At 70.3% G+C, this 17,520-nt stretch carries 15 protein-coding genes; 6 read left to right on the top strand and 9 right to left on the bottom strand.

The window, feature by feature from the left end; all coding sequences use genetic code 11:
* Positions 1–172 precede the first annotated feature (172 nt).
* Positions 173–763, bottom strand: a complete 591-nt coding sequence (locus ACWDYJ_RS21490) for a TetR/AcrR family transcriptional regulator (RefSeq protein ID WP_451567182.1) — start codon at positions 761–763, stop codon at positions 173–175.
* Positions 764–793: 30 nt separating this feature from the next.
* Positions 794–2,287 carry an FAD-dependent monooxygenase gene (locus ACWDYJ_RS21485; protein WP_451567181.1) on the bottom strand — a complete coding sequence of 498 codons (1,494 nt, stop codon included), beginning with the start codon at positions 2,285–2,287 and terminating at the stop codon, positions 794–796.
* 242 nt (positions 2,288–2,529) lie between these two features.
* Between ACWDYJ_RS21485 and ACWDYJ_RS21480 the strand changes: the two genes are divergently transcribed.
* The 5 genes from ACWDYJ_RS21480 to ACWDYJ_RS21460 all read left to right on the top strand — a co-directional run bounded on the left by ACWDYJ_RS21480 (position 2,530) and on the right by ACWDYJ_RS21460 (position 12,218).
* Positions 2,530–3,135 (top strand): hypothetical protein, encoded by a 606-nt coding sequence (locus ACWDYJ_RS21480; RefSeq protein ID WP_451567180.1) that lies wholly within the window; start codon positions 2,530–2,532, stop codon positions 3,133–3,135.
* Positions 3,136–3,196: 61 nt separating this feature from the next.
* Entirely contained in the window at positions 3,197–5,257 is a 2,061-nt protein-coding gene (locus ACWDYJ_RS21475) for a flotillin family protein (protein ID WP_451567179.1), read from the top strand.
* 99 nt (positions 5,258–5,356) lie between these two features.
* A complete protein-coding gene (locus tag ACWDYJ_RS21470; protein WP_451567178.1) occupies positions 5,357–10,231 on the top strand; it encodes a DNA repair ATPase in 4,875 nt (1,624 codons plus the stop codon).
* Positions 10,232–10,638: 407 nt separating this feature from the next.
* A complete protein-coding gene (nhaA, locus tag ACWDYJ_RS21465) occupies positions 10,639–11,937 on the top strand; it encodes a Na+/H+ antiporter NhaA (protein ID WP_451567177.1) in 1,299 nt (432 codons plus the stop codon).
* Between the two features lie 17 nt (positions 11,938–11,954).
* Positions 11,955–12,218, top strand: coding sequence for a hypothetical protein (locus ACWDYJ_RS21460; protein ID WP_451567176.1), 264 nt, complete (start codon positions 11,955–11,957; stop codon positions 12,216–12,218).
* Between the two features lie 20 nt (positions 12,219–12,238).
* On the opposite strand, the gene ACWDYJ_RS21455 is transcribed toward ACWDYJ_RS21460, so the two are convergent.
* The 7 genes from ACWDYJ_RS21455 to ACWDYJ_RS21425 all read right to left on the bottom strand — a co-directional run bounded on the left by ACWDYJ_RS21455 (position 12,239) and on the right by ACWDYJ_RS21425 (position 16,056).
* On the bottom strand, positions 12,239–12,706 hold the full coding sequence (locus ACWDYJ_RS21455; protein WP_451567175.1) for a CBS domain-containing protein: 468 nt from the start codon (positions 12,704–12,706) through the stop codon (positions 12,239–12,241).
* A 108-nt stretch (positions 12,707–12,814) separates the two neighbouring features.
* Complete coding sequence (locus ACWDYJ_RS21450) at positions 12,815–13,126, bottom strand: DUF3040 domain-containing protein (protein ID WP_451567174.1); 312 nt, start codon at positions 13,124–13,126, stop codon at positions 12,815–12,817.
* 77 nt (positions 13,127–13,203) lie between these two features.
* Positions 13,204–13,995: a slipin family protein gene (locus ACWDYJ_RS21445; protein WP_451567173.1), complete on the bottom strand. Its 792-nt coding sequence runs from the start codon at positions 13,993–13,995 to the stop codon at positions 13,204–13,206.
* A complete protein-coding gene (locus tag ACWDYJ_RS21440) occupies positions 13,992–14,888 on the bottom strand; it encodes an NfeD family protein (protein ID WP_451567172.1) in 897 nt (298 codons plus the stop codon). The genes ACWDYJ_RS21445 and ACWDYJ_RS21440 overlap by 4 nt, the downstream gene beginning before the upstream one ends.
* A gap of 18 nt (positions 14,889–14,906) precedes the next feature.
* Positions 14,907–15,242 carry a hypothetical protein gene (locus tag ACWDYJ_RS21435; RefSeq protein WP_451567171.1) on the bottom strand — a complete coding sequence of 112 codons (336 nt, stop codon included), beginning with the start codon at positions 15,240–15,242 and terminating at the stop codon, positions 14,907–14,909.
* Positions 15,243–15,520: 278 nt separating this feature from the next.
* A complete protein-coding gene (locus tag ACWDYJ_RS21430) occupies positions 15,521–15,730 on the bottom strand; it encodes a hypothetical protein (protein WP_451567170.1) in 210 nt (69 codons plus the stop codon).
* 5 nt (positions 15,731–15,735) lie between these two features.
* Positions 15,736–16,056 carry a hypothetical protein gene (locus ACWDYJ_RS21425; RefSeq protein ID WP_451567169.1) on the bottom strand — a complete coding sequence of 107 codons (321 nt, stop codon included), beginning with the start codon at positions 16,054–16,056 and terminating at the stop codon, positions 15,736–15,738.
* A gap of 204 nt (positions 16,057–16,260) precedes the next feature.
* Between ACWDYJ_RS21425 and ACWDYJ_RS21420 the strand changes: the two genes are divergently transcribed.
* Positions 16,261–17,514 carry a cation:proton antiporter gene (locus ACWDYJ_RS21420; protein WP_451567168.1) on the top strand — a complete coding sequence of 418 codons (1,254 nt, stop codon included), beginning with the start codon at positions 16,261–16,263 and terminating at the stop codon, positions 17,512–17,514.
* Positions 17,515–17,520: the final 6 nt, after the last annotated feature.

Raw genomic sequence — 17,520 nt, 5'->3', positions numbered from 1 at the left:
CGGCATCAAGCGCCCCGGCCAGGACTTCGCCTACGCCACGGCCGAGACTGTGGTCGAAAGAGGCGACGTCGTCATCGTCACCGGCAAGACCCGTGCCGTGGAGGCCTTTGCCGAGCTCAGCTGATCCGCTGCCTTCGGCCTGCCAGAAGGGCAGTGGGCATGTGCCGCACCGTCATGCTGGGCGCAGGGCTCGGAACGCCTCGTCGACCAAGGCGGGCAGGTCGAGGGTGCCGTTGCTTTCGACCCAGGCGGCCAGGGCGGTGGTCACGGCGGCGAGGGCTGCCGCCGCTACGACGCGGGTGGCCAGGTCGCTCTCGTCGGGGGCGCGTGATCGGAGGGCGTCGGTGAAGAGCCGCTGCGTGGCGTACTGGTTGTCCCAGGTGCGGGCGCGCAGGGCCGGCGTCTCGAGGATGAGCCGGGTGCGGACGAGCAGGGCGTCCTTGCCGGTGGCGTACACCGCCTCCAAGCCCTGGCTCAGGGCGTTCCGGAGAGCGGTGAGGCTGTCCTCGTGCGGCGGTCGCTCCTGAATGAGCCGGGCGATCAGCGGGTCGTAGTCGTCGGATTCGACGACGGCTTCCTTGGTGGGGAAGTGCCGGAAGAACGTCATGTGGGAGACCCCGGCCGCGGCGGAGATCTCCTCGACGGTGGTGTTCTGGTACCCCTGCGCCAGGAACAGCCGCAGGGCCTGCTCCTGGATCGTCCGGCGGGTCTGCGCCTTCTTCCGTTCACGCAGCCCGGGAGTCGGCGTGGGGGACGTGCTCATGTGTCTACCGCCTCCGGATGTTCTCAATGCTCACTGCCTCGTGCCGTTGTCGAGTATGCGGGTCAGCGCCTTGTCCAGGGCGGCCGACGATGTTCCGCGCCAGGCCAGGTGGGCGTCGGGTCGTACCAGCATGGTGTGCCGGCGGCTCTCCGGCACGGTGAGCGGGATGACGCGGTCCGCGCCGAGGTGGCGTCGGACGACCGCCTCGTGGTCGGCGCGGGCCGCTCCGGGAGTGAGCAGGGCCCAGCCCGCGCGTAGCTCTTCGTAGAGGCGGGTGGCGGTGCCGTCCCGGCGGATGCAGGCGCGGTCGGGTACGCGGTCGCCGGGCCACGGGGTGGAGCCGGGGAGGTGACGGCCGGTCCCTAGCGGGCCTCGGCGGTAGGTGAGGGTGAGCTGGGAGGACTTCTCCCAGAGCCGGCGCTGCACGAGGGGCCGGTTCAGCAGGGGGACGAAGAGGTGATCGCGCAGGGCCCGCGCCCGTGCGGTCTGCCCGAGGACCATGCCGGTCATGGCGCTGGTGGATGCCAGTACCTCGCGTGCGATGGGTCTGCGTTCGGCCTCGTAGGTGTCGAGCAGGCCGTCACCGCAACGGCCGGCGGCGACCAGGGCGAGCTTCCAGGCCAGGTTCTCGGCGTCACCCAGGCCGGTGTTCATTCCTTGGCCGCCGAAGGGGCTGTGGATGTGGGCGGCGTCGCCGGCGAGCAGGATCCTGCCCTGGCGGTAGGACGAGGCCAGGCGCCGGTGGATGCGGAACGTGGAGGTCCACAGCACCTCGCGCACGGCGCCGGCGGGAATGCCCGCCTCGTGCAGGAGCAGCTCCGCCAGCGTCGGCATCGGGTCCGCGGCGGATCCGGCCGGCGCGGGCGCCATCAGCCGCCACACGTCCTCGCCCGGGAGGGGAAACGCCCCGAGCATCGTGTCTCCACGCAGCCAGACCGCGACCGTGTCCCGCGGGATCGGCAGACGGGCCGTCACATCGGCGAGCAGGAAGCGTTCGACGACAGGCACACCCGGGAAGCCGATGCCGGCGGCCTTGCGTACGCGGCTGTGCGCACCGTCGCATCCCACCAGCCAGTCGGCCCGCTGCTCGCCATCGGGGAAGTGGAGGGCGACCCGGTCGGTGGTCTGGCATACGTCCAGCAGCTCGCGACCCCATTCGACCTCGACGCCAATTGCGGCCAAGCGGTCCCGGAGCCGGGCCTCGACCTCGGCCTGGGACATCAGCAGCCCGGGCCTGGTCACCAGCTTCGTGGGCTGCCCCACCGCGAGCCGTGCCAAGGGCATGCCGTCGACGTACGTGACGACGTGCGCGATCCGCACCGACCGCTCGGGCAGGTCGCCGAGCGCCCCGAGACGGTCGAGGACCTCCGCCCCGCGAGGCTGCAGACCCAGGGCCCGCGACGTCACCGCCGGCCCAGGCGCCTTGTCCAGCACCCGGACGAACACTCCCGCGGCGCCCAGTCCACAGGCCGCGGCCAGTCCCGTCGGCCCGGCCCCGACGATCACGACCGTCGTTGAGGGCATGACCCACCGCCTTTCGTTAGTTCCTAACTGACGTTAGGAACTAACGTTACTGCGCGCCGCCCGATACCACGCCGACGGCGTCAAAGGGGCGTAAAGATTGCCGATCACCGGCAATGTGGATGGGCGTACGCGAAGGGCAGGATGGGCTGAGGCCGGAGGGGGTGCGAACCCTGTGCCGGAAACCGGAAACCTGCATTCCCGATGGGGGTGCCCGGCCGTGACGCCTTGGGAGGGGATGACGCGTGGACGAGTTCATCGCTGCCGCACTCGGTTTCCCCACCGTGCTGTTCACCGCGGCCCTCGTTGTCGTCCTCGGGTTCTGGTTGCTGGTGCTGTGCGGGGCAGCGGATCACGACGGCTTCGACACTGATGCCGGTGGCGGCGCTCTGGGTATCGGCGGTGTGCCCGTCACGGTGTCCGCCTCGCTGCTGGTCGCCGTGGCCTGGTTCACGAGCCTCTCCGGGGCGGTGCTTCTTGCCCGTACGGGGTGGCCTGGCACCTTGGTCCATTTCCTCGGCGCTGTCCTGATGTTCGCTTCGCTGTTCTTGTCGTGGCGCGTGACGCGCGTGCTCGTACGGCCGCTGACGAAACTTTTCCCCGACGAACCCGGGCCGTCCCGGCTGGACTTCGTCGGCCTGACCTGCATCATCCGCACGGGGCGGGTGGACGCGGGCTTCGGCCAGGCCGAGGTCACGGCAGGGGACGGCTCCACCGCGCTCGTCCAGGTCCGCCAGTACGGCAGTGATCCGCTCACGCTCGGCAGTACCGCGCTGCTCTACGCGTACGACGACGCCGGCGAGTTCTTCTGGGTCGCGCCCTTTGACGCGGTGCTCGACCCACGCGGCTGATCGGCCGCTCCTTCTGCCTTCCCGGGCTTCTCAGCTTCCACTTCTCACGTGGGGATTTCTCATGGATGCCATCTCAATGGGCCTTGGCACGCTCGTCCTCGTCGTCCTCGTCCTCACGATCGCCGCACTGATCGTCGTGACCCGGCTGTTCCGCAAGGTCGAGCAGGGCAAGGCGCTGATCGTCTCCAAGATGCGGAAGGTCGACGTGACCTTCACCGGCCAGGTGGTGCTGCCCGTGCTGCACAAGGCCGAGGTCATGGACATCTCGGTGAAGACCATCGAAATCTCCCGGACCGGCCGCGACGGTCTGATCTGCAAGGACAACATCCGCGCCGACATCCGTATCTCGTTCTTCGTGCGGGTCAACAAGACCGTCGAGGACGTCATCAAGGTCGCCCAGGCCATCGGCACCCAGCGGGCCTCCGAGAGGGAGACCTTGCAGGAGCTGTTCAACGCCAAGTTCTCCGAGGCGCTCAAGACGGTCGGCAAGCAGCTCGACTTCACCGACCTCTACACGATGCGCAACGAACTGCGCGACCGGATCATCCACGTCATCGGCACCGATCTGAACGGCTACAGCCTGGAGGACGCGGCGATCGACTACCTGGAGCAGACACCGCTGTCCCAGCTCGACGCCGGCAACATCCTGGACGCCCAGGGCATTCGCAAGATCACCGAACTGACAGCGGTCGAGAGCGTGCGCACCAACGAGTTCCGCCAGCACGAGCAGAAGGAACTCACCCGCCAGAACGTCGACGCCCGCGAGGCCATCCTGGAGCTGGAGCGCCGGCAGGCGGACGCAGAGAGCAAGCAGCGCCGTGAGATCGAGACGGTGCGGGCGCGGGAGGAGGCGGAGACCGCCAAGGTCGTGGAGGAGGAGCGGCTGCGGGCGCAGAGCGCCTTCCTGAAGACGGAGGAGCAGCTCGGCATCCAGCGCGAGAACCAGGCGCGTGAGGTGGCCGTCGCGCAGAAGAACCGCGAGCGGGTCATCGCCATCGAGAACGAGCGGATCGAGAAGGACCGCCTGCTGGAGGTCATCGCGCGGGAGCGGGAGACACAGCTGACGAGGATCGCCGCCGACAAGGAGGTCGAGACCGAGAAGCGGGACATCGCCGAGGTCGTCCGCGAACGCATCGCTGTGGACCGTACGGTCGCCGAGCAGGAGGAGTCCATCAAGCGGCTGCGGATGGTCGAGGAAGCCGAGCGGACCCGGCAGGCGATCGTCATCGGCGCCGAGGCCGAGGCCCAGGAGAAGCTGGTCAAGGACATCAAGGCCGCAGAGGCGGCGGAGCAGGCGGCCGTGCACCGGGCGGCCGAGGAGCTCACCCTCGCGGAGGCCCGCAACAAGACCGCCGACCTGGACGCCCGCGCCAAGATCCGCCTTGCCGAGGGCATCCAGGCCGAGGCCGCCGCCGAGGGCCTGGCCGCCGTCGCCGTACGGGAGAAGGAAGCGGACGCCATCGAGAAGACCGGCCGCGCGGAGGCCGGGGCCACGACGGCGCGGCTGAAGGCGGAGGCCGACGGAGCCCGCGAGATGGCGCTGGCCGAGGCCGTCGCCATCGGCGAGAAGCTGAAAGCGGAGGCCGAGGGCCTGACCGAGAAGGCGGCGGCCATGGCCGCCCTCGACGAGGCCTCGCGCGGGCACGAGGAGTACCGACTGCGGCTGGAGGCGGAGAAGGAGATCCGGCTCGCCGGGCTGGATGCGCAGCGGCAGGTGGCGGAGGCTCAGGCCACCGTGCTGGCGACGGGTCTGGAGAGCGCCGACATCAGCATCATCGGCGGCGAGTCGGCGTTCTTCGACCGGATCGTCGGGGCGATGTCGATGGGCCGTGCGGTGGACGGGTTCATGGAGAACTCGCAGACCGCGCAGGCGCTGGCCGGGCCGTGGCTGGACGGCTCCGGCTCCTTCACCGAGGACCTGACGAAGGTGCTGGGCTCAGTGTCGACCTCCGACGTGCAGAACCTGACCGTCTCGGCCCTGCTGATGAAACTCATGCCGACCGGATCAGGGCAGCTGGAAGAGCTGATGGCCAAGGCACGGCAGCTGGGGCTGGCCGACCTCCCGGTGAGCAACCTCGCCGGGCCGACGGGTGCCGTCCTCAACGGCACCGCCAAGAGCTGACCGCCACGGGGGTGCGGTCAAACAGGTTGCGGAGCCGCCGCGGAGGGGGCGGCGGCTCCGCAACCGCACACCATCTTGTACACGAGGGAGCTGGAGCACATGACCACGGCCACGGCGATGGACGCGGGGACGTACGAGGTGCTGCGCGACCGACTCTCGGCACAGGCCGGTGAGCTGGCCCGGCGCACGGAGGGCCTCAACACCGCCCGGATCGCAGAGTTCGGCGGGTCCGGGCTCACCCTGTCGGGCTCCGATCGCCTGCGCACCGAGGACAACCGGGCACCGCGCGACATCGTCGCCGTCGGCGAGCTGCTGCTCTTCGGCTACAACGGCTCCTCCGGTCAGGGGCCCGAGAAGTCTGTCGGGGACGTACTGGCCCTGTACGACCGCGACCTGAACCCGCTCCCCGACGAAGCCGCGCCCGGACTCCTCGACGACCCCGGTTTCCTCAGGGAGTTCGGTGCACTGCACCGCTACTACCAGGGCGCGCGGCTGCTCCAGCTCCGCCGCGTCGACGGCAAGCTCCTGGCCGTCTTCCAGACCGGTGAGCAGACCGAGGACATCCGGGTCCTGCGCTGGTCCCTCACCCCCGCCGGCGAGGCACGGTTCCTCGATGCCCAAGGGGAGCGCGACCATGTCTTCCCGCCCGCCCACGATGTCGAGTGGCGGGAGACCACCCGGGACGACCATGTTCTGGGCCGCCACCCGCACACTTCCATCGACGGGCGGCTCTTCGTCTCGACGGTCGGCGGCGCGCTCACCGTCAAGACCGAGAACGACACCGAGACCGGCGAGGGCATCCACCGCGAGCCGGTCGACGAGCCGCTCCAGTCGCTCGCGGACGCGGAGGTCGCGTACGCCACCGTGGGTGCGCTGATCCTGCTCCGGATCCGCCCGTACAAGGAGGAGACCCGGCGCCACCTGGTCTTCAACACCGTCACGAACTCGGTCGTCCGCCTCGACGGCATCGGCCAGTCCTGCCGCCGGCTTCCGGACGACCAGGGCATCGTCTTCCCCGGCGGCTACTGCCTCACCTCCGGCACGGTGAAGACCTTCGACACGGACACGACGGACCTGGAATTCGAGCGGGCCGTGCGTTCCCCCAACGGCGAGGACGTGCTGTTCGCTTTCCACGCCCGCGCCGAGGGACGCGGCCTGCTGCTGCCGTACAACCTGATCCGCAAGGAGGTCGCCACCCCGATCGACTGCCACGGCCACGCCCTCTTCGACGACGGAACCCTCGTCGTCCTGCGTGCCCATGCCGCCGAGCCCGCCCGTATGCACCCCGTGCAGATCTGGCACACCCCCTACACCTCCGACACTCACCCCATCTCCTCGGGCAACGGACCGCTCACCCGCATCGGCAACGCCGACCTGGTCCGGGGCATCGCCGACTGCCTGGCCATCGCCCGGCAGGCCACCGAGACCGGAGCCGCGCCCACCGGGACGGTGTACGAGACGCTGCTCGCCGCATGTGTCCGGGCCGCCGACCGGTTTCCCTGGCTCGGTGACCCGGAGACCGGGGACCTGCACAGCCCGCTGGAAGAGGTCCGGTCCACCGCTGAGCAGGTACTGGAGGAGTTCGGATGCGTCCAGGCCCTCACCCGGCAGGCCGCGGACGCGCTCGCCGAAGCCGCTCAGGCCATCGCCCGGCTGGTCCGCCGCATCCGCGGCGAAGCCCCGGCCACCGCCGAGGAGTGGATCGACCGCATCACCGAACTGCGCCGGGCGCAGGGACACCTGGTCACCCTCAAGGAGATGCGGTACGCCGATACCGCGGCCATCGAGGCCCTGACCGCAGACGTGTCGGCAGACATCGCCTCCGCCGCGCAGCGGGCCGTGGCCTTCCTCCAGCGCGAAGACGCCTTCACCGGCTACGCAGCCGAGGCCGAACAGTTCACCGCCGACGCCGAGGCGATCACCACCGTGGCCGAGGCCGCCCCGGTCGGCGAACGGCTGGAGGAGCGGACCTTCGGCCTGCAGACTCTCGCCGAGGTCGTCTCGGGCCTGGAGGTCGGCGACGCGACCGTGCGCACCGCGATCCTCAAGCGGATCGCCGAGATCCTCGGGTCCGTGAACCGGGCCCGCGCCACCCTCGCCGCCCGCCGCGGCGAGCTCCTCGACCGGGAAGGGCGAGCCGGGTTCGCGGCCGAGTCCGCGCTGCTGGGCCAGTCCGTCACCGGCGCGCTGGCCGCGGCCGCCACGCCCGAGGACTGCGAAACCCAGCTCGCACGCCTGCTGCTCCAGCTGGAGAACCTGGAATCGCGCTTCGCCGAGCACGACGGCTTCCTCGCCCAGATCGCGGAGAAGCGGACCGAGGTCCACGACGCCTTCTCGGCGCGCCGGCAGACCCTCCAGGACGCCCGCGCCCGGCGCGCCGAGGCCCTGGCCGACTCCGCGCGCCGCGTGCTGGAGACCATTGCCCGCCGGGCGTCGGCCCTGGAGAGCCTCGACGAGGTCAACACGTACTTCGCCTCCGACCCGATGGCGGCCAAGGTCCGGCGCACGGCGGACGAACTGCGCGCATTGGGCGACCAGGTACGGGCGGAGGAACTGGACGGCCGCCTGCTGGCCGCCCGACAGGAAGCCGGACGTGCACTGCGTGACCGCAGCGAGCTGTTCGAAGCCGACGGCAAGACGATCCGTCTGGGCCGCCACCGCTTCGCCGTCACCGGCCAGGCCCCCGAGCTGACACTCGTACCCCACCCGGACGGCCTGGCATTCGCTCTGACCGGCACCGACTACCGCCGCCCCGTCACCGACCCGGAGTTCGCCGCAAGCCGGCCTTACTGGGCCCGGACACTGCCCTCCGAGTCGCCCGAGGTGTACCGCGCCGAGTACCTGGCCGCACGGCTGCTGGCCGAGCACGGAGCCGAGACGCTCGCCGACGCCGACCTGGAAGGGCTCGTGCAGCGGGCCGCCGAAGCCGCGTACGACGAGGGATACGAACGCGGCGTCCACGACCACGACGCCGCCGCCCTACTCCGCGTGCTGCTGCGCCTGCACGAGAACGCCGGACTACTGCGCTACCCGCCGCCCGAGCGCGCGGCCGCCACCCTCTTCTGGGCCCACGGCACGGCGGAGCAGGAACGCGACTCCTTCACCCGTCGCGCCCTGTCCCTGGCGCGGGCCCGCGCAACCTTCGGGCTCGCTCCGGCGATCGGCACTGTCCAGAACGAACTGGCCGAAGCGATCCACACCTTCACGCCCGGCGCGACCGATCCGGCTCGCTCCGCCGAATACCTCTTCGAGGAGCTGACCTCCGGACCGGCCGGATTCGCGGTATCCGCCGCCGCCCGCACCCTGCTGGACAAGTTCCGTCGCAGCGTGGGCACCTCACCGTACGACGAGGACCTCGCCGCCCTCCCCGATCTGGCCGTACGCCGGCACCTCGTCGAGGGCTGGCTCACCTCCTACGCGGCGGCCTGCGGCGAGGACATCGATGCGGGCGACATCGCCGAGGCCGCAGCCGTCGAACTGTGCCCGGCGCTGAAGCGCTACGACGCCACCGGCGAGACCACCGCGACCGTCACCGGGCTCCTCGGCGCCCACCCGCGGATCACCGGGCGCTCCCTGGTCCTGCGCCTGGACGAGTTCCTCGCCCGCACCACCGACTTCGCGAGCACGGCCGTCCCGGGCTTCCGCGCCTACCAGCAGCGCCGCGCCGCCCTCCTCGCCTCCGAGCGCACTCAGCTGCGCGTCGACACGTACCGGCCCCGGGTCATGTCCTCCTTCGTCCGCAACCGGCTCGTCGACGAGGTCTACCTTCCCCTCATCGGCGACAACCTCGCCAAGCAGCTGGGCGCGGCCGGGGACGCCAAGCGCACCGACAGCAACGGTCTGCTCCTGCTCGTCTCACCGCCCGGCTACGGCAAGACCACGCTCATCGAGTACGTCGCCGAACGCCTCGGGCTGCTCCTCGTCAAAGTGGACGGGCCCGCCCTCGGCCACCACACCACCTCGCTCGACCCGGCCGAGGCCCCGGACGCCGCCTCCCGCCGGGAACTGGAGAAGATCGCCTTCGCCCTCGCCGCGGGCAACAACGTCCTGCTCTACCTGGACGACATCCAGCACACCTCGCCGGAGCTGCTGCAGAAGTTCATCCCGCTCTGCGACGCGACCCGCACCCTGAACGGGCACGACCTGCGCGGCAAGCGCTTCGCCGTCTGCATGGCCGGCAACCCCTACACCGAGTCCGGGCAGCGCTTCCGCATCCCCGACATGCTCGCCAACCGCGCCGACGTGTGGAACCTCGGCGACGTCCTGACCGGCAAGGAGGACGCCTTCGCACTCAGCTTCGTCGAGAACGCCCTGACCTCGAACCCGGTCCTCGCCCCGCTCGCCGGACGCGACCGCGCCGACCTGGACCTCCTCGTACGGCTCGCCGCCGGCGACCCCACCGCCCGCCGAGACCGCCTCACCCACCCGTACGCCCCGGCGGAGGTGGACCGGATCCTGGGGGTCCTGCGGCACCTGCTCACGGCCCGCGAGACCGTCCTCGCGGTCAACGACGCCTACATCGCCTCCGCGGCCCAGAGTGACGCGAGCCGCACGGAACCGCCGTTCCAGCTCCAGGGCTCCTATCGCAACATGAACAAGATCGCTGCCCGGATCTCTCCGGTCATGAACGACACCGAGCTGACCGCCGTCATCGAGGACCACTACACCGCAGAGGCCCAGACCCTCACCACAGGAGCCGAGGCAAACCTCCTCAAGCTGGGCCTGCTGCGGGGCAACCTCACGCCCCGCCAGACAGCCCGCTGGACCGAAATCGCCACCACATACGTCCGCGCCCAGGCCCTCGGCTCCACCGAGGACGACCCGCTGACCCGGGCGGTCGCCGCCCTCGGCCTGCTCGCCGACCGTGTGGCCGCCGTGGAGAGCGCCATCACCCGCGCGACGGACCCGCGCCACCTACTCGCCCTCCCCGGAGGGCGGCACGCGGCCCGGGACGAACCCGGGCAACGACCCTGAGAGCCTGCTCGTGTCGCCTCAGCTGCCCGCCCGTACCGGGCAACCACCGACCAACTCCTTTTTCGGCACCACCCCTCGCCGGATCGCGGAGTGCCCGCGACGCCGGCGAAGACACCGAAGCCGACGAGGACGAAGACCAGGAGCCGGTGAAGACCACCGGCTGACCGCCCCCGCGGCCCGGCTCCTGAGCGGGTCCGTACACACCTCGCGCCTTGGTGTGTACGGACCCGCTCACCTTGTTTTTGCAGGTGAGGAGCCACCTGGCGGCATCAGCGGATGGCCGATAGGGTGTAAAGAACGCGTCAAGACGGCCACCGTGCCGCAGCGCGGGGTGTGCCGGGAAGTCTGGTCGGCGTCCTAGGGGCCGTGTGCCCATTTCCTGCCGACGCCCCGGAGGTACCCCCGTCATGACCGCACCGCGCCAGCGCACGCTGTTCGGGCTGCTGCCCTGGCCCGAGCGTCAAGCCGTCGCCGAAGCCCTGCGCACCGAGACCATCGGCGGCATGGTGCTGCTGGCCGCCGCAGTGGTGGCGCTGGTCTGGTCGAACACCCCCTGGAGCGAGGCGTACGAGCAGATACGCGACTTCCACTTCGGCATACCCGCACTCGGCCTGGACCTCTCCGTGGGGCACTGGACGGCTGACGGACTGCTGGCGGTGTTCTTCCTCGTCGCCGGCATCGAGCTCAAGCGTGAACTCGTCGTAGGCGAGCTGCGTACTCCCGCCACCGCTGCCCTGCCCGTCATCGCCGCCCTCTGCGGCATGGCCGTACCCGCCGCGCTGTACGCCGTCACCGCGGCGGCCGGAGGCGGCAGCCTGGACGGCTGGGCCGTCCCCATGGCTACCGACATCGCCTTCGCGCTGGCCGTCCTGGCCGTCATCTCCACTCACCTGCCTGCCGCCCTGCGGGCCTTCCTGCTGACGCTGGCCGTCGTCGACGACCTCGGTGCCATCCTGATCATCGCGCTCTTCTTCACCTCCGACCTGAACCTCTGGGCGCTCGGCGGGGCCTTCGCCGGACTGGTCGTCTTCTACGTCCTCCAGCGGTTCCGGGTGCGCGGCTGGTGGTGGTACGTCCCGCTGGGCATCTCGATCTGGGCCCTGATGTACAACAGCGGCATCCACGCCACCGTCGCCGGCGTCGCCATGGGCCTGATCCTGCGCGCCACCCGCGACAAGGGCGAGGCCGCCTCCCCGGGGGCCCGTGTTTCGCACCTGGTGCACCCGTTCTCCGCAGGCGTCGCCGTGCCGCTCTTCGCGCTCTTCGCGGCCGGTGTCAGCATCTCGGGGGACGCGCTGGCCGAGGTTTTCACCGGCCCCGAACCGCTCGGTGTCGTCGTCGGCCTCGTCGTCGGCAAGATCCTCGGCATCTTCCTCGGCACGTACCTCGCCGCCCGCTTCACCCGCGCCCGGCTCAACCCCGACCTCGCCTGGGCCGACGTCCTCGGCCTCTCCGTCCTGGCCGGCATCGGCTTCACCGTCGCCCTCCTCATCGGGGAACTGGCCTTCCCGGGCGCCGCAGTCGGCGAGCACGTCAAGGCCGCCGTCCTGATCGCCTCCCTCACCGCGGCCGTGCTCGCCGCCGTCCTGCTCCGGCGCCGGAACAAGATCTACCGGCGCCTGTACGAGGAGGAAACCAATGATGCCGACGCCGACGGCATCCCCGACATCTACCAGCGAACCCCTGCGACCGGCGCCAACGACTGACACGAAGGCGAGGGCCGGTGGGCACGACGCTCCTCGGGCTGGCGATCGTCATCCCCGCCCTGGTCATCAGGACGGCGGTCGCCGAGCTGCGAGATCCCGGGGCCGGGCGTCGGCAGTGGCTCTTTCTGCGAGATCGTCGCGCCCTGGGGGTCGGGGCGGCGGTGGCGTTTGTCCTCGCTCTGGCCGGCTGGCGGTCGGCCGGGGCACTGGCCCTGCCCTGGGCATTGGTGGCGGGGGTCTTGGTCGCGTTCACCATCGGCGGCCGACCGCCCGCAGGCTGAACCTCGCGCGCCCGTCGGCGTCAGACGGTTTCGGCTGCCGTGAGGAGGCGTTCAAGCAGCTGCGCCGCCGTGATCACCCCGTGCAGCCGGCGTCGGCCTGGTCCGTGCTCGATCACGGCGACGAGCGGGCTGCGCGTACGGGCGATCGCATCGGCGATCTCGACTGCCGTGGCGTCGGGCTCGACCTCCGGAAGGAAGGGCGGGCCATAGGGCAGGCAGTCCGCGATCTGCCTCCCGGCAAGTCCCTCGCCGAGCCGGTCTGCGTGGGGTTCATCGATCACCGCGGCCAGAATCTGGTCGGACTGCACGTATCCGGGGACGAGCATCCTGACCATCCGGTCGCCGGTGAGGACGGCGTACGGCTGCCCCTGGCTGTCCAGGACCAGCACGCCTGGAAGGCGTTCGGCGATGAGCAGGCGTGCCGCTGACGCGGCGTCTGCGTCCAGGGGCACGGTGGCCCACGGGACGGCCAGATCACGGGCGCGCATCGGTGCTCCTCCCATAGAGGGGTGTTCCCCACCACCATGCCCGTCGCACCGAGGTACAACCACACCCGTGACATGTTCTCGTCCGGCTGGCCGACCGCGACACCGCGGTCACGGCGCGGGGTCGAAGAGCGCGGCCGCCGCGCGGACGGGCGGTCGTCTATCGTCCACGTCGGCCGGTTGCGACGTCCCCTGGAGGGCAGCGGTGAGGAACAAGCCGAGCACGGCGACGACGAGGAAGATGACCCCGGCCACCACCCGCCAGTCACGCCGCCGCGGCGCGCTTTCGTGACTGTCCCTGTGCCTGCCTCTGTCCGGACCGTCGGCGAACTGTTGATTGAGCTCGTCCATCAGCGCGGCGAGGCGCGGGTCTTCCTCGGCCAGTCCTTGTTCGATCTCGGCGAGGATGCGCCGGTCATCCATCGGATGAGTCATACCGATCACCGCAATCGCTCGGATGGGGACGGGGCGCTACGGAAGAGACTCACCGGGTAAGGGAGTCATGGCACTGCCGGGGCGTTGGGCGGTGTGCTGTCCGCCGGTCGCAGCATGTCGACGAGGCGGAGGATCTCCATGGGGAGCGGGAAGATCAGCGTGGAGTTCCGCTCGGCCGAGACCTCGGCCATGGTGGACAGGATCCGCAGGTGCATGGCGGCGGGGTGGCCTTCCAGCCGTTGGGCGGCCTGGGCCAGCGTCTCGGCGGCCTCGAACTCGCCCTTGGCGTGGATGACCTTGGCGCGGCGGTCACGCTCGGCCTCCGCCTGCCGTGCCATGGCGCGCCGCATCGCCTCGGGCAGCTCGACGTCCTTGACCTCGACCAGGGTCACCTTCACGCCCCAGGGGTTGGTCACGTCGTCGATGATCTGCTGGAGCCGTTGGTTGATCTCGTCCCGGTTGATCAGGAGTTCGTCCAGGTCGACCTGGCCGAGGATGCTGCGCAGCGTTGTCTGGGCGATCTGAGAAGTTCCCTTGATGTGGTCCTCGATCGCCAGGACGGAGCGGTTGGGGTCGACGACGTTGAAGTACGTCACCGCGTTCACCCGCACGGTGACGTTGTCCTTGGTGATGACGTCCTGCGGCGGGATGTCCATGGTCACCGTGCGCAGCGAGACGCGGAACATGCGGTCCACTACGGGAATGATCAGGAACAGTCCCGGCCCCTTGGCGCCGATGATGCGGCCGAGCCGGAAGACCACACCTCGTTCGTACTCGGGCACGATCTTCACAGCGGCCATCACCAGCAGAAGCGCGATCGCCGCGGCGGCAACAATTCCGATCAGTGTCGCGTTCATGGCAGGCCCTCCTCTTCAGTGTGCGGGTCGGCGTCGGGCTCGGCATTCTCGACGATCAGATCCAGGCCGTCCCGGGCCACGACCCGGACGCGCTGCCCCTCGGCTACCGGCGCTTCCCTGCCACGGACCGTCCACCAGGCGCCCTCGAGCAGGACCTGGCCGATGCCGTCGGCCGCGCGTCGTACGACCGCCTCGCGGCTCAGGAGCAGGTCGTCTCCGGTCGAAGGCGGTGCCCTGCGGGCCCGCCAGGCGAGACGACCGGCGAGGAGCGAGCCGCCTCCGACCACCAGGGCGGTGGGCCACACAACGGCCGCATCGACAGCGAGCTCGCCGCGGAAGAGCAGCACCCCCGCGAAGATCAGCGCAACGGTGCCTCCCGCGGCGAAGACCCCGACCCCCGGGGTGAAGACCTCGGCGATGAACAGAGCGGCCGCGAGTGCGAGGAGCAGGAGCCCTCCGACGTTGAACGGCAGCACGCTGAGCGCGACGAATCCGAGAACGAGCAAAATCGCCCCCGTGACCCCGGCGAACCCCATCCCCGGGCTGGCCAACTCGTAGATCACGGCCAGTGTGCCGATCGACAGGAAGAGAAAGGCCAGCTCGGGGCTCGCCAGCAGCTGCCGCAGCTCACCGAAGAACCCCAGATCGTGCGAGACGACCTGTGCCCCGGCTGTCCGCAGCGTCACTTCCTGCCCGGGGCCCATCACCACCCGACGGCCATCCAGGTCAGCGAGTAGGACGTCACGCGAAGGCGCGAGGAGATCGATCACCTTGCCGGCCAGAGCCTGGCGGTCGGAGACCGCCGTACCCTTGCGCACCATGTCCTCGGCGAAGGCGGCGCTCCGCCCGCGCCGCTCGGCGATCGAGACCGCGAAGGCAGCCGAGTCGTTCACCACCTTGTCGCTCGCCGTCTAACCCTCGCCCGTCACCGGCGTACCCGCGCCGATATGAGTGCCCGGCGCCATGGCGGCGATGTGCGCGGCCATCGTGATGTAGGCGCCGGCCGAAGCCGCCCGCGCACCCGAGGGGCTGACATAGACGACGACCGGTACGTCGGAGCCGTAGAAGTCCTGGACGATCTCCCTGGTGGACTGCAGCAGCCCGCCAGGGGTGTCCATCTCGATCAGGAGAGCGGCGTGACCCTCACGCTCAGCCCGACCCACTCCTTCTTCGAGGTGATCGGCGACGACCGGCGTGACCGCGCCGTCGACGCGAGTCGCCAGTACGGTCGTCTGCGGTTGCGCCATCCTGTAGCTGGAAGAGCGAGAAGGCAGGCCAGAGCAACCAGGAGCGCCTCGGCGCAGCCCCGGGCCCATGACGGCGAGCGGCTTCTCGGCATACCGCAGTACCTCCTTGGCCCTCGCCGGGGTCTCGAGGTGGTCCTGCTACTGGTGGTCTACCCGCCCCCGGTGATGCAGAACCGGGCCTGCGACCGTCCGAGGTCGTCCCCTCGTGCGACGGAGCGGCACCGTGCCGAACGACCGCGCGCGACCGACAGGAGCACCGAGGTCGTCTTCCTGTCGGCTCAGCCGCGGCCGGTTCGTGAGCCCAGCATGACCAGGCCCGTGATGAGGGCGGCAAGGCCGATGATCAGTACTGGGAAGCCGGGGCCGGGCAGGACGTACAGCACGGCGCCGGCCAGCGTCGTGGGGGCACCCACGATCACCAGAGCGGCCGCGAGACGGGATTCCGTGAGATTGCGCCGTGCCCATGAGAGGAGTCTGTCGCCGGGCATCGCGGTCAGCCCTCCGCTCTCGAGTTCGTACGGCGAGAGGTCCACTCGGCGCGGAGGAAGCACGCTCCGGCCGCCACGATGAAGGCAAAGCCGAGACCCGTGCAGACCGTTACGACGCCCGAGGGCGCGTCGAGCATGCGCGGGACGGCGTTCAGCGGCATGAGGGCATACACACAGAGGACGGCCCAGGCGTAGGGACGCATCGCGAGCCGCCGCCCCCGAAACCCGCGCGGCGTCCAGCCGTTGAGCATCGCCAGCGGAAAGGGAAGCACGAGCAGTGTGCCCACCGCGAGGGCGATGCCGTGGTACAGCGGATTTCCGTTCATTGACACCTCTCTGATGCGTACGCCCAAGATAGGCAGCCGGTAAGTGACGCGTTCATGCCGGAGTCCGGCAATGTATGGACGTCCGGACTGCCGTCAGAGACCCGTCAAGACGGCGTAAGGGATACGTAAAGTAACCGGTGGGGCGCCCGTAAGTCCGGGCGGCGATCGCAGGACACATCTCTTCTCGAATCGGGGGCTTCTGCCATGGTGCTCGTCGCTGTCTTCGGTGTGGCGCTGTTGATCGCCGTACTGTTCTCCGGACTCGCCGCCCGCACCGTGCTCTCGACCTCGCTCTTGTTCCTGGTGGGCGGGGCGCTCGTGAGCGACGGGTTCCTCGGGCTGATCCACATCACCGCCGACAGCCCGATCGTGGCGGTCACCGCCGATCTGGCCCTGTTCGCGGTGCTGTTCACCGACGGCATGCATGTCTCGTTCCCGAAGCTGCGGGAGAACTGGAAGAACCCGGCCCGCGCGTTGGGGCTGGGGATGCCGCTGGCCATGGCCGGCATGGCGCTGATCACCCACTACCTCGTCGGGCTGGACTGGACTACGTCCTTCCTGGTGGGTGCGGTACTGGCGCCGACGGACCCGGTGTTCGCCTCGGCCATCGTGGGCCGCAAGGAAGTGCCCGCGAAGCTGCGCCAGCTGCTCAACGTGGAGAGCGGCATCAACGACGGCCTCGCCCTGCCGGTGGTCCTCATCCTCATCGCCGTAGCGGGACCGACCTCCGGCCAGGTGCAGGCCTCCATTCCCGTGATCGGCATGGAGCTCGGGCTGGGGCTCGTCTTCGGGATCGTGCTCCCGCTGGCGGTCGCAGGTCTGGTGCGACTGCGGCTGCTGGGGGCGGAGCCGAAGCTCCAGCCGCTGCTGCCGCTGGCGACGGGGATCATCCTGTACGGGCTGTGCCACCTCACGCACGCCAACCCCTACCTGGCCGCCTTCTCCGCCGGCGCCGTCCTGGCCGCCGTATCCCCGGAGGCCAAGACGGTCTTCGAGCCGCTCGGCGAGGCCCTGGCGGAACTGGCGAAGTTCGCCGCCCTGCTCGTCTTCGGCGCCCTGCTCACACCGCAGTTGTTCGGCGACCTGCCGTGGGGAGGCTACGTGGCCGTGGTTCTGGCGATCGTGCTGATCCGCCCGGCCTCGCTGCTCCTGTCTCTGCTCGGCACCCGGCTGGACCGGCGGGAGAAGCTCGTCGCCGCCTGGTTCGGCCCCAAGGGCTTCGCATCCGTCGTCTACGGCCTGCTGGTCCTGCAGGCCGGCATCCCGCAGGGCAAGGAGGCGTACACCCTCATCGCGATCTGCATCGCCTTCTCGATCATCGCCCACAGCAGCACCGACGTCCCCATCGCCCGCCTCTTCCACGTCGACGACCTCGCCGGCATCCCCGCAGCCGGCTCGCCCCGGCCCTCCCACCCTCCGGTCACCACCGGCCGGGAGACGAGCCGTGTCCGGCCGTAAGAGGAG

This window comes from Streptomyces sp. NPDC003042 (assembly GCF_053591315.1).
This window is presented reverse-complemented; position numbering and strand designations above follow the sequence as displayed.